The 13,801-nt window shown below is 66.9% G+C and carries 5 protein-coding genes; all 5 read right to left on the bottom strand.

Annotated features, from left to right (window positions below):
- Positions 1-35 precede the first annotated feature (35 nt).
- The 5 genes from AC3WJD_RS16370 to AC3WJD_RS16350 all read right to left on the bottom strand — a co-directional run bounded on the left by AC3WJD_RS16370 (position 36) and on the right by AC3WJD_RS16350 (position 13,774).
- On the bottom strand, positions 36-1,679 hold the full coding sequence (locus tag AC3WJD_RS16370; protein WP_492747776.1) for an acetolactate synthase large subunit: 1,644 nt from the start codon (positions 1,677-1,679) through the stop codon (positions 36-38).
- 138 nt (positions 1,680-1,817) lie between these two features.
- Positions 1,818-2,762, bottom strand: coding sequence for a D-2-hydroxyacid dehydrogenase (locus AC3WJD_RS16365; RefSeq protein ID WP_492747775.1), 945 nt, complete (start codon positions 2,760-2,762; stop codon positions 1,818-1,820).
- A 115-nt stretch (positions 2,763-2,877) separates the two neighbouring features.
- Positions 2,878-4,317, bottom strand: coding sequence for a cysteine--tRNA ligase (gene cysS, locus AC3WJD_RS16360; protein ID WP_492747774.1), 1,440 nt, complete (start codon positions 4,315-4,317; stop codon positions 2,878-2,880).
- Positions 4,318-4,460: 143 nt separating this feature from the next.
- Positions 4,461-11,990 carry a hypothetical protein gene (locus AC3WJD_RS16355; protein ID WP_492747772.1) on the bottom strand — a complete coding sequence of 2,510 codons (7,530 nt, stop codon included), beginning with the start codon at positions 11,988-11,990 and terminating at the stop codon, positions 4,461-4,463.
- A complete protein-coding gene (locus tag AC3WJD_RS16350; protein ID WP_492747771.1) occupies positions 11,990-13,774 on the bottom strand; it encodes a ShlB/FhaC/HecB family hemolysin secretion/activation protein in 1,785 nt (594 codons plus the stop codon). The genes AC3WJD_RS16355 and AC3WJD_RS16350 overlap by 1 nt, the downstream gene beginning before the upstream one ends.
- Between the last annotated feature and the right edge of the window lie 27 nt (positions 13,775-13,801).

The following is a 13,801-nucleotide window of genomic DNA, read 5'->3' as shown; positions in this document are numbered from 1 at the left end:
CACCCCAACCCCTCCCCTGAAGGGGAGGGGCTTGATTACAACTGCGCGCTCAGTTCCTTGATCTCATTATTCAATATCCGGTCATTGTCCGAATAATCGACGGGGCAATCGATCAGGTGGACGCCCTCGGCGTTGAGGCACTGGTCGAGCAGCTTGGGAAGATGCTCCGCACTTTCGACGCGATGGCCGTGCGCGCCATAGGCCTCCGCATATTTGACGAAATCGGGATTGCCATAGGTCAGCCCAAAGTCCTTGAAGCCCATATTGGCCTGCTTCCAGCGGATCATGCCGTAGCTGCCGTCGTTGAGGACCAGCACGGTGATGTTCAGCCCGAGGCGAACCGCGGTCTCCATCTCCTGGCTGTTCATCATGAAGCCGCCATCGCCGCAGATCGCCATGACCTTGCGATGCGGATAGACCATCGCCGAGGCCATCGCCGAGGGCAGTCCCGCGCCCATCGTCGCAAGCGCATTGTCGAGCAGCACGGTGTTCTGCTTGCGCGCGGGATAGTTGCGCGCGAACCAGATTTTGTACACGCCGTTGTCGAGCGCGATGATCCCGTCGGCGGGCATCGTCTCGCGGATCTTCTTCACGAGGTAGCAGGGGGCAATCGGATAGCGCATGTCGTTCTCGAGCGCGACGGTGTGCGCGATTTCGGCCTGGCGCGCGGCGAGCATCTTTTCGCAGCCCCAATGCTGGGGAACGATGTCCTCCTTCATCTGCCAGATAGCGTTGGCGATATCGCCGATCACCTCCACCTGCGGGAAATAGACGGGGTCGACCTCGGCCGACCGCGTCGAGACGTGGATCACCTTGGTCCCGCCATTCTTCATGAAGAAGGGCGGCTTTTCGATCACGTCATGGCCGATGTTGATGATCAGATCCGACGCGTCGATCGCCTTGTGGACAAAATCCCCCGCCGACAGCGCGGCGCAACCGACGAATTTGGCATGCGTCTCGTCGATCACCCCCTTGCCGAGCTGCGTGGTGAGGAAGGGGATGCCCGTCTTCTCGACGAACTGGAGGATCATTCGCCCGGTCATCTTGCGGTTCGCGCCCGCACCGATGACGAGCAAGGGCGCCTTGGCGTGCTCGATCATCTTCACCGCCGCACGCACCGCCTTTTCCTCCGCGGAGGGGCGACGCGCGAGGCTGGGTGTGAGTGGCCGGCTGTCGGTCTGCTCCTCGGCGACGTCCTCGGGAAATTCGAGATGCGTCGCGCCCGGCTTTTCCTCCTCGGCCAAACGGAACGCCTCGCGGATGCGGCTCGGGATATTGTCGGCGCTGGCGAGCTGGTGCGTATATTTGGTGATCGGGCGCATCATGTCGACTACGTCGAGGATCTGGAAGCGGCCCTGCTTGGACTTCTTGATCGGCTTCTGGCCCGTCACCATCAATATCGGCATGCCGCCCAGCGTCGCATAGGCGGCCGCGGTGACGAAGTTGGTGGCGCCGGGCCCGAGTGTCGCGAGGCATACGCCCGTCTTGCCGGTATGCCGGCCATAGGTCGCCGCCATGAAGCCCGCGCCCTGTTCGTGCCGCGTCAGGATCAGCTTGATCTTTTCCGATCGCGAAAGGCTGTCGAGGAAATCGAGATTTTCCTCGCCGGGAACGCCGAAAACATATTCGACGCCCTCTTCCTCAAGGCACTGGATGAAAAGATCGGACGCCTTGGTCATGCCGCTTTCTCCCCCCATCGCTCGATGGCGACGTCTGCTTTCGGACCGTGCCCTGTGCGCGGGCAATGACCCGGTCATGACGCCGGATTTATGCCGTCCCGCAAGGGTCTAACGCGCTTTCCAACGCGTGTCACACGCTCAATAGCCGAGCGTGAGGTCGACCTGATGCGTAAGCGGCCTGCCCGTCCGGTAGCACTCCAGATTCTGCAGGAAGCGTTCGGCCGAACGCTGGAACATCAGCGTCTGCGCGCGGCCTGACAGATGCATGGTGACATGCGCGTTGTCGAGGTCCCAGAGCGGGTTGTCGGATGGCAACGGTTCGGGGTCGGTGACATCGAGGAACGCACCGCCGATCCGCCTTTCCCGCAACACGTCTATCAGCGCATTTTGATCGACCACCGCCCCGCGCGCGATGTTGATGAGGACAGCGCTCGCCTTCATTGCCGCGAGCTCGACGGCACTGATCATGCGCTCGGTTTCGGGGGTGGCGGGGACGGCGAGGATGATCCAGTCGAAATCGCCCAGCCGGTCGCGCCACTGATCGGGGGTCAGCGTATTGGGGCCGGGGGTGCGGCGGACGATCGTGACATCGACCGCGAACGCCTTCAGCCGTTCCTCGACCAGCTTCCCGATCGCGCCATAACCGAGCAGGAGCGCTTTCGAGCCATAAAGCTCGACCTTGCCGGGCGAATCGGTCAGCCATTCGTGGCGATCCTGCGCGCGCACGACCTCGCGATAGCCTTTGGCGATGGTCAGCATGCCCATCAGCACATATTCGGCGATGGTGATCGCGTTGATACCGACACCGTTGGTGACGATCGTGCCGCGTTCGCGCAGCAGTTCGAGCGGCATGCCGTCGACGCCGGCATAGAGTGAGTTGAGCCACTTCATCTTGTCGGCGCGCGCGATCGTCTCGGCCATGTCGCTCTTGTCGTACATGTCGAACCAGCCGATCTCGGCTTGGGGCGCGAGCGCCATCGCCTCGTCCTTGGCCATGAACCAGTGCGGCTCGATATCATCCGGCAGGTGAGACTCGATCAGCGGGCGGGCGAGCGCGGGGAATACGGCGTTGATGCTGGTCATGTGGTTCGAGCTCTCCATTGTCGTCTTGCCCCGCCATTTTCGAGCGCCAGACGATATAGAATGAGTTTCTCGATGCAACTAGTTTTGACCGCCCACCGCGGCGCTTCGGCCGGGATCAATCGAGACGCACCGCCCAGTCCCAGCCCAGCGGATCGCCGTCCATCACCTCGACGCCGCTGGCGATCAGCGCATCGCGGATCGCGTCGGATGCCGCGAAATTCTTGTTGGCGCGCGCTTCCTTGCGCAGCGCGAGCTGCTCTTCGATCTCGCCCTCGCTGATCGGCGCATCGGCAGGGCGAACGCGCAGCGCGGCGCGATCGAGCGTGAGCAGATCGAGGCCGAACACCGCGTCCATGCGCGCGACCGCAGCGCGCTTCTGTCCCGCATCGACCTTCTTGAGCGCGACCGCCTCCTCGAGCGCGGTCAATGCGATCGCGGTGTTGAGGTCGTCGGAAACCGCGGCATCGAAGCGGGCAAGCAGGTCGAGCAGCCGGCGGTCCTCAACCGCGGCCTCGACGGCGTCGCGCAGCGGCTGAGCCGCCATCACCAGCCGCTTCAGCCGCGTCAGCGCGGCGGCGAGATTGTCGAACGAGAATTCGAGTTCGCTGCGATAATGCGCCTGCAACGCCAGCAGGCGGAAGGCGAGGGGGTGGAAGCCGCGATCGACCAGCAGCTGCAAGCGCAGGAACTCGCCCGACGACTTGGACATCTTGCCGCCGCGGTCGATCAGGAAATTGTTGTGCATCCAGATGCGCGCGCCGCTGTCGGCCGAGCAGGCGTGCGCCTGGTTCTGCGCGATCTCGTTGGGGTGGTGGATCTCGCGATGGTCGATGCCGCCGGTGTGGATGTCGAAGGGATGACCGAGGAGCGCTTCGGACATCACCGAGCATTCGAGGTGCCAGCCCGGCGCGCCACGGCCCCACGGGCTGTCCCATTCCATCTGCCGCGCCTCGCCCGCTGGCGTCTTACGCCAGATCGCGAAATCGGCGGAATGGCGCTTGCCTTCCACCGCCTCGATCCGGCTCTCGCCCTCATCGGTTGCATGGCGCGCGAGCCGGCCATAATCGGGCACCGTCGAGACGTCGAAATAAAGGCCGCTGTCGAGCTCGTAGCAATGCCGGTCCGCGATCTCTTTTGCGAATTCGATCATCGCAGGGACATAGTCGGTCGCGATCGACCATTTCTCGGGCTGGCGGATATTCAGCCGGTCGATGTCCGCCCAATAGGCCTGGGTATAGAATTTGGCGATGTCCCACGCGGACTTGCCCGCGGCGGCGGCGGCCTTTTCCATCTTGTCGTCGCCTTCATCGGCATCCGAGGTCAGGTGGCCCACATCGGTGATGTTGATGATGTGGGTGAGCTTGTAGCCCTTGTAGCTCAGCGTCCGCCCCAGCGTGTCGGCGAAGATGTAGGCGCGCATATTGCCGATATGCTGGTAGTTATAGACCGTGGGCCCGCAGGTATAGACGCGCGCCTCACCCTCGTGGATCGGAGCGAACATCTCCGCCGAACGGGTGAGGCTGTTGTAAAGCGTGAGTGGCACGTCTGTGGTCATGGGCGAAGCCAATCCCCGCAAACGCGCCGTGCGTCAACCGTTAAGCCCCTCCCCTTCAGGGGAGGGGTTTGGGGCAAGTGATTGAGCTGCCGGCTCGCTGCGCTCGCCACCCACCCCAACCCCTCCCTTGAAAGGGAGGGGGCTCAGTTCTCGCACTGCTCGATCGCGGGATCGCATTCGGGCACCCAAAGATCGTCGTTGCCCGCGCCGGTGATCGGCTCGTCGATCAGCGGCTCGAAGCCGAAGGGCTCGAAATCTCGGAGCTCGATCAGCGTCAGCGGGAAGAGCTGGTTGAGCGCTTCCTCCGCGCTCTCGGGATCGAGCGGCACCTCGAAGATCTCGCGGCTGAGTGGGCTTTCGGGAATGTAGATGCCAGAACAGAACAGCGCATTGGCAATCAGGCACCCATTGATCGTCGAGCGCCTGTCGATGCCCGTGACCGCGCGGCCGGTCCGGCCGTTGGTGCTGACAAGATCGATCAGGTCGACGCCGGTGACAAAGCCGCCCGCGCCGTCGCTCTGGCGGCCGTTGATGACGATGCGCGTCGCGGCGCTGCCCGTGGTGATCGCCATGCCGCCCGTACCGACAGTGAAGCCGCGGCGATCCGCAAAGTCGTCGGTTGCGCCCGAATTCTGCACATAGAAGCCGTTGCGCGCAGTCACCTCGATACGGTTGGCGCTGAAATAGCCGTCCTCGCTGACCGCGCCATCGTTCACCGCGAGCCGGTCGTCGATCGCATCCGTCGCCCCCGCCGCGCCGACATCGGTGATCGCCTTGAGCGAGGCCGCGATGATATCGTCCGAACCGATCGCGAGCACGCCGCCTAGCCCGCCCGCCGCATCGCGCAGGCTGATCGAACCCGTCGCCGCGTCGATTTCCAACGCGTCGGTTGCTGTGATCACGAAGCGGTTGGCGGCGGTGAGTCCGTTCAGTTGTACCGCGCCCATCACGCGCAGCTTGCCCGGCGTGGTGATGCTGAGCGTGCCCGACCCCAGATTGCCGCTCGCGCCCCCCGCACGCCCCGTCAGCGTGAAGGCCCCCACGATCACATCGGGCGCACGCGTAGAACCGACCGAAGTCGGCGCCAGCGTCGCGACGCGTGGCGCGGTAACGCCGATCGAGTTGCCGAATATGCGGCCGATCTCGACCGCCGACAGGCTGTATCCGGCAGCCGTATCAACACCCCCGATAAAGGTCTGGCGCGTCACATCGCTGTTGGTCAGCGATACGCTCGTGGTGCGACCAATGACGCCAAGCTGGGCGCCCCCCCCGATGGCAATGTCGCCCGAACTGACCGCGATAGTCTGCGCGGCGACCTGGCCGTTGAATGTCGCGGTACCGCGTGCATTGGCGGTGAAGGCGGTCCCCGCATTGGCCGCGCCGAGCGAGAGGTTGCCCGTGTTGCTTGTGAGCGTGATCGCGCCCGAGGAGGCGAGCGCATCGGAGACAATGAGGTCACCGATTGCGGTGAGCGTCACCGACTGCCCGTCAGCGGTGACCCCACCGGCGGTCTGGACGTCGGTGCTGACGGTGACCGCGCCACCCGGCGCCTGCAGCAGCGCGCTGCCGTTCGCGATCTGGAGCGTGCCGATCGCGATGCCGTTCGCTGCCTCGAGCCGCAGATCGCCGCCACCCACCGACAGCAGCGTACTGGCGCGGAAGGCGCCCGCAAGCGTCAGCCCGTCGGTTTGCGTCACTGCGCCATTGCCGTCGATTTGCTGGAGCAGCCCGCCCGCAGCTATCGTGCGAAGATCGATGTTCCCGCTCGCGCCAAGCCCAAGATTGCCCGCGCCGGTGATTGATCCATTGGGCGCGACGATGCTGCCGCCCGCATAGACGTTGACGAGATTGTCGCCCGACAGCGCGAAGGCGCCGGTACCCGAGAGGTTGCCACCTAACACCGCAAGGAACAGCCGGTCGGTGCCGTGGATCGCGGCGGCGCCGTGGAAATCGAGCGCATCGCGCGCGCGGATGACGATGTCGGCGGCGTTGATGTTGCCCGCGAGCGAGATCCGGGCGGGCAGGTCGACGGTGCCGCTTGCGGGGCCGATCTGGACGATGTTGCTCGCACCCAGAGCACCGAGGCAGATATTGCCCATGACGCAATCGGCACGCAGCTGGCCGCCATCATCGTTCGCCGGGCTGCCCGCAGCCGGCACGCCGCGGAGCTGGGCATAGAAATTCTTCGAATCTATTGCGTTGGCGTCGGCCTGGATCGCGCCCGCGGTCAGCGTCACCGCGCGATCGGGCGCGCCGATCGTGCCGTCGACGATGATCGCGGCGACATTGCCCGGAACTGCCGGCGCAACCGCGATCGCCCCCGCGTCGAGGTCGAGCAGCGCGGGTTCGTCCAGCGGTCCCGTCACGCCATAGCCGAATTCGGGAAGCGGATTGGCCGCCGCACGCACCAGCGCGCCCGTGCGGATGAGGATGTCGTCGCCCGAGCGGAAGGTGACGCGGTTGTCCGAGATCACGTTCGCACCGCTCGCAACGATAATGTCGCCGCCGGCCTGCGCTGAGACATGCCCCGTCGCGGTGACGGTGCCCGTAATGGTGAGATCGGCGGGCACGAAACCGCTCGATCCGTTCCCGGCGATCAGGTCGATCACGCCGGTCGTCGGCGCCCCGCCAAAGGGCGGGAAGACTGTGGCGGTGACCGCGGCATTGCCCAGCGTCAGGTTGCCGCCGGCATAAGCGTTGATGCGATCGATCGCGAACAGGTTGCCCGTAGCGATGTCCCCGCCCGCGGTGATGAGGATCGAGGAATTGCTGCGCAGCACGCTCGCCGCATCGGCGATGAAATTGCCGGGCGTGGCGAAGTCGAGCTGGCCCGCGCTGATCGAGCTGAATGATGTGCCCGACGGCGGGTTAGTGTGGGTGATGGCGATGCCGCCATTGGCCAGAACCGACAGGATGTTGCCCACGACGAAACGGCCGCCACCGTCGAATGCGAAGTTCGCGATGTCGCCGCTGTCGATGAACGCATCGCCGCTGACGGTCAGCGGGCCGCCGCTGCTGGTCAGGTGGAAGCCCGCGCCGGGCTGACCGCCAAGGCCGCGCGTCAGCGCCGACAATGCGCCGATTTGCACCGAACCGCCGCTGGTGCTCGCGGTGTCGGTCAGTTCGGCGCGGCCCGCATGATCGAGCCCGCTCGGCTGGTCCGCGACAAGACCGCCCGTGCCCTCGGCGATCAGCGTGAGCGAGGTGAGGCTGCGTGCGCCCGTCGGCGGGCTGATGCCGTCGTCACTATTGGAGAAGCCCGCGATGCCGCCAAAGCCGTCGGCGCCGATGCCCGCCACGGCGCCGTTCGCGCCGAACTGCCCACTGCCGCCAAAGCCCTCGGCGTCGAGCAGGATCGCGCCGAGCGCATATTCTGCGTTGTTGGCGGTGATCCGCGCACTGCCGCCACGACCGACGGCACCATTGCCGCCCGCGCCCCCGGTCGCGCCGTCACCGCCCAGACCGCCATTGCCACCCAAGCCGTTGGCGTTGATCATCCAGTCGAGCGGAGCCCCGGGGTCGAAGGCGAGCAGCACGCCGCCGTCGAGATTGAGCAGCGCGTTGCCGCCCGTGCCGGCACCACCATTTCCACCCGCGCCGCCGCCCGCCGCCGCACCCGCGCCGTCGCTCGCATGGCCGCCCAAGCCGGCGGCCGCGATCCCGACAAAGGCGCCCGCGAGCAGGCGGCCACCATTCAGTATGTCCACGCGCACAGTGCCGCCAGTACCGGCGCCGCCATTGCCGCCCGCCGCGCCGATCCCGAGCGGGTCGATCGAACTCGATCCCGCGCCGCCGCCGACACCATAGGCCGAAAGCGTGGTCGCATTTGCCGAACTGTCGGGTGACAGTGTCAGCACCGCACCCGCGCCCGAAACAGCGATTGTCGCGTCGCCACCTGTGCCATTGCCGCCATTGCCACCGCTGCCCGCGCTGCCGAAGCCGCCCTGACCCCCCGTGCCGTCCGACTGGATGACCGCGGTGTCGACGGTGAGAGCGCCTGCATTGAGGTTAAGCTTGGCGCCGCCGCCACCGGTGTTGATGCCGCCAAAGCCGTCACCGCCATTGCCGCCGGTAACGCCGTCGCCGCCCGTGCCGCCAATGCCGCTGGCATCGATCAGCAGCGATGCAATGACGGGGTCATAGTCGAGCTCGAGCGCCGCTCCGCCGCCAAAGCCTGTGCCGCCATTGCCACCACCGCCGCCCTGGCCATAGCCGAACTCGTAACCGCCCGCGCCGCCCTGGCCCCGCGCGCCGATTGCGAGATCGGTGATTGCGAAGAAATTGCCCTTGGAACGGAGCCGCGCACTGCCGCCACGCCCGATTCCGCCGTCGCCGGGCGTTCCCGTGTCCGACGAGACGCCACCGCGTCCACCCTGACCATCGGCGGAAATCTGCGCGCTGCTTGCCGACAGTGTGCCGCCAAGAATCGAAAGCTCGGCAAACCCGCCGGTTCCCGCACCACCCGCCGATGCGAGGCCCGATGCGGTATCGCCGCCATTGCCGCCGGTCCCGATCGCAAGAATGTCGACGGTTCCCGCATTGACCGCGGCCGTTCCGCCAATCGTCATGCGTGCAATGCCACCAAGCCCCGCGGCGCCGGAAGACGTGGCGCCGTCGAAGGACGACGCACCCGCGCCGCCCGAGCCGTCCGCCCGCACCGTAATTCCGATCGTGTTCAGCGTGCCGCCGGTCGTGTTGATGGTTGCACTGCCGCCCGTACCCGAGCCCGCGAGCGCGGCAACCGGATCGCTTGCCCCTGAATCGACGCCACCGCCGAACCCCGTGGAGACGACCGAAAGCGTGTCGACCGTGGCGGTTCCACCCGACATGGTGAAGCGCGCGGTGCCGCCGGTCGCGTTCCCCCCGGTGGGCGCTGCGCCGCCGACCGTCGACAGCGAAACGCCGCCAAAGGCGCTCGCGTCGAGGCTGACCGTCGCCGCGTTGAGCGTGCCGCCGAGCATCTCGACCGCGATTGCCCCGCCAATGCCGTGACCCGCACTGCCGCTGGTCGGGATGAACCCGTCGCCTTCCTCGACCCCGAATCCGGCGGCCGACCCTTCGAAATCGCCGAGAACGATCGCGGAAAGATCGGCTGCGGTGGCGCGGCTCTGGATCGTGATCGTTCCGCCGGTGCCAGTGCCAGGAGCGGTCCCTCCGGTGTTGAAGCCCGCGGTTCCCGTCGCCGAGAAAAGCGCCGAGGTGCCGAGCGTGAGCGTACCGTCTTCCGCATAGGCGAGGATCGATCCGCCCGTCGCGTTCGAGCCCGTCGGCGCAGTCCCGCCGACGCTGTCGGCATAGACTTCGAGGTTGTTGGCGAAGGTGAGCGAGCCGCCATTGCTCGCGAACAGCGTCGCGCTGCCCGCGACGGAGGCGCCGCTCGCAATATTGGCGTCGCCCGAGAAGCCGCCGACGCTCAGCAGCGCCGAGCCGTTGAGCGTGACGTTGCCGCCGGCTCCGCCGATCGAGATGCTGCCGCCGCGCGCAGCACCAGTGCGGTCGGCGATGCTGCTCGCGAATGCCTCGGCGAAGAACTGGCTGAAGCCGCCGCCGGTGATCGTGGCGGCGCTTTGCGCCTCGATCTGGATCGCGCCCGCGGCAAGATCGCCGCCATTCGCGCCGTTCGCGTCCACGCTTGCATCGGCGCTGACGATGATGCCCGCGGTAGCGTCGAGCGTGGTGCCTGCGCCGCCCGCGAGAATGCGCGCGCTGTGCCCAATGCCGCTCGCGCCGCCATCAGTGCCGCCAGTGCCCGCGCTGCCGCCGGTGGCCGAGATGTCGACCGTCACGAAGCCCAGCGTGGTGGTTGCTCCCGTCACCTGCAGCACAGCATCGCCGCTGGTGGCGTTGCCGCCCGTTGCGGTGGCCGCGCCGCCATTGCCCAGCGCAGCGAGATTGAGACCCGAGCTGACCTCGGTACGGATGCCGCCGCTCTTTATGAAGTTCGCGTCGCCGCCAACGCCCGCGCCACCGCTGCCGCCGGGCAGGCTGATGTCATTCTCGCCGCCCGTGCCGTTGGCCGAGATCGACAGGAAGTCGGCGAGGAAATCGCCGCCGCCCTGCGTGAACTCGGCAAGGCCACCCGTGCCGTCGCCGCCGTTGAGCGCGGGGCTGTTGAGGCTGCCATTGCCAAAGCCGTCGGCGCTGATCGTGATGTTGCCCAGATCGACGGAGCCCCCGGTGACCGCTAGCCGCGCGGTCCCGCCAACGCCGTTGCCGCCGCCCGATCCGCCAGTGCCGTTGGCGAGAATGTCGAGCGTTCCGCCAACGTTGAGCGAGCCCGTCGGCACGGTCAGCCCGGCAATCCCGCCGGTGCCCGTGCCGCCGCCCGCAGCACCGGTGTTGCTGGCATCGAACAGCAGATTGCCCGTGACGTTGAGCACGCCACCATAACCCGATTCCTCGCCGAGGATGCCGCTGGCGAGGCTGGCGCCGCGGACGGTCAGGTCGCCGTTCACGGTGAAGTTGCGGGTTGCCGAAAGCATCGCGTTGCGATCGGCCTGCAGCGAGATGCCGCCCGTCGCGAAGATGCCGCCATTGGCTTCGCTCGCGACGATGCTGATGTCGCGTGATGCGCGCGCGATCAGGTCGGACGACAGGAACACGCCGCCGCCCGTCGGCCCGGCCACGGCGATGTCCGCAGCGAACCCGCCATTGTCCGCGGTCGGCGTGGTGCCGTCGGGCAGGTCATACCCCGCATAGAGCTGGACGACGCCGTTGACGACGCCTGCGCCCGAGGCCGCATAGCCGAGGTCGCCGCCGACGAGCATCGTGATCGCGCTGTTCTTGGGAACCGCGACCATCCTGATCGCGTGGGCGTCACCCGCGCCGGTCGATCCCGGACCGGTTGTCGTGCCCGAATGCGAGATCGCGGCGGCCGCGGTGGTCCCGCGCGTGACGTCGATCCTGAACAGCCCGCCCGGCATGGTGATCGTCGCCTGTTCGGCGGCGACATAGGTCGCGGTGCCGTTGACGTTCACCGTGCCCGCCTGGTCGACGCGCGGCGCGATCATCGCGACATAGCTGCTCTCGTTGAGCGCGCTGATGACGGCGCCCGGCGCGATCGTGATCGCGGCGGTGCTGCCGTCGGCCGTATTGAAGCTGAAGGAACTGTCGCCATCGAGGAAATCGGCGTCGGTGACGTCGAGCGTCGAGAGCAGCAGGCTGCCGACGTCGAAAGTCGCATTGGCGCCGATCGCGATGCCGCCGGGGCTGTAGAACCAGACATTGCCGCCCGTCACCGGCGCGCCCGAGCCGGGGTCGATCTGGCTGACGACGCGCCCGTTAAGCGTGATCGCGCGCCCCGTCGCGGCGCCCGTCGGCAGGATGCGGTTGAGCACGGTATAATCAGCATTGCCGCTGAAGAAGGCGCCGTCGGTGGGCGTCCCCGGCGCGGACTGAAACTGGATTGGTGCGGCGCCGGCGACTGTGTCGGTGGGCTGCCAGTTGATCACCGCGCGCGGCGCTGTGACCGTGACGTCGGTTCGCCCCGGCGATGTCAGCACGCTCGCACCCGTCGCGCTGGTCACCGAACCGTCAAAGGATTGGGCGCTGGCTTCGGGCGCGCGCGCAACCGCGACCAGCGCAAGCCCGATCGCGCAGCTGGCGAGCAGCGGGCTCTGTTTGCGCGGCAGTTTCGCAGGGAGCGTTGGGCGGGGTTGGGACGGGATGCGCATCAGCGGCTCCACGGCAGGAATTTGACGGTGAGCGAGACGAGAAACCGCGGGTCGGGCTTTCCGAGCTGCAATCCGGTACGGCGCAGCGGCACCGCGACGCCCGCATCGAGCCGGGCGTGATCGCCCCAGGCCGCGCGGATGCCGCCCCCCGCCGAATAGAGCTTGGTTCGCCCGAGCACGACCAGCGTCGTATCCTCGTTCCAGATCCTGGCGGCGTCGAAGAAGAGATAGGGCTGGAGCGCAACGTCGTTCGCACCGTGTGGCAGGATGCTGCCATAGCGCAGCTCGGCCTGCACACCGATCCCGCTGTCGCCGATAATCGAGCCCGGGTCATAGCCGCGCCCGACGGTATAGTTGCCCGCCGAGAATTCCTCATAGCTGAGCAGAGGATCGGGCGCCCATTGCGCACGGGGCGCAAGGCTGATCGCGAACAGCGGGGAGGGCCGGAACTCGGCGATCCCCGACGCGCGCGCGACGAAGGCGGTCGGATCGGCGTCGATCCGGCTGATCGGCGTGTTGGGGAAGGCGCAGTTGACGAAGCCGTCGCCGCAGGCGTCGCTCGCACCGAAGATGTCGAGCCCCTGGCGCAGTTCGAGCGAGGCGCCCGTGCGCCAGCGCGGTTCGGCCGCCGAATAGCCGCGCGTGCTTACCAGACTGTCGGGATCGATCGCGTCATAGTCGAGGCGGAGAAAGGCGACCCGCAGATTGTCCTTGCTGATCGGTGTCGGCGGGTCGGTGAGAAAGTTGACCTTCTGGTCGACATAATCGAGCCCGCCGGTGGCAAAGAGGCTGGCGTCCTGGCTGCGAATGATCGGATAACTGAGCGCCAGGTTGGCGACGAGCGTCTTCGACCTGAAGTCCAGCCCGCCGCCAATGTCGGGCCGCGTCCACGCATAGGTGAAATCGCCCGAAAGCGTCAGCCCGTTGCTGCCGATGCGAAAGGCGTGCCCCGCCTGGAGCACGACCTGCTCATCGAAATCGGCCGTCGAAAAGACGCTGAAGGTGGTCTGGTCGCCGAGACCCGTCAGTCCGTTGAACTGGATACGCGCGACACCGCCGAAGCGGCCGACATCCTTCGATCCGTAGTTCTGGATATTGGCGTCGAGCTCGATGGGGGTGTGCAGCACCGCGACCTCGCCGATCACCTCGCCCGGCACGGTGCCTGCCGGGCGCAGCGTCAGGCGCACGTCATAGCCGGGAAGGTCGCGCGCGAGCAGCAGATAGCGTTCGGCCTCGTGGATGTTGAAGACCGGCTGTTCGCGGATCTTTTCCAGATAGCCCGCGATCTGGCGTTCGGAACGTCCGGCGTCGCCGCGCACCTGAATCCCGACGAGCTTCGCCATCAGGACGTCGAACTGGACCACGCCGTTCTCGATCTTCTGCGGCGGTACCTGGACCGCGGCGAGATAGCCCATGCGACGCAGCATCGTCGCGGCTTCGTCGCGGATCTCGCAGACCGTGGCGATCGGCACCGACTGGCCCTGATACCGCGCCCATGACGCGCTGAGCGCCTCGGCCGGAATCGCGGTCAGGTTGTTGAAGCGCACCTCGGATATGGTGACGCGGATATCGGCGAAGCGCGGATCGGCGAGCGGGCAGGGCGCGCGCTCGATATCGCCCTCGACCGTCAGTCGCGGGGAGGTTTTCGCTTCGGGCGTCAGCACGCGCTGGCGCTGGATTTCCTCGCGCGTCGGTGCGACCTGCTGCGCATGCGCCACAGCGGGAAGCGCGACCGAACCCAGAAGCAGAATCGGAAAAGCGACGCCGGAACGCGCAGACTGCATGACAGATCCCCATCCACCGCGGCAGGG

The sequence above is a fragment of the Sphingobium sp. FW306-1B-F04DB genome (genome assembly GCF_058781925.1).
This window is presented reverse-complemented; position numbering and strand designations above follow the sequence as displayed.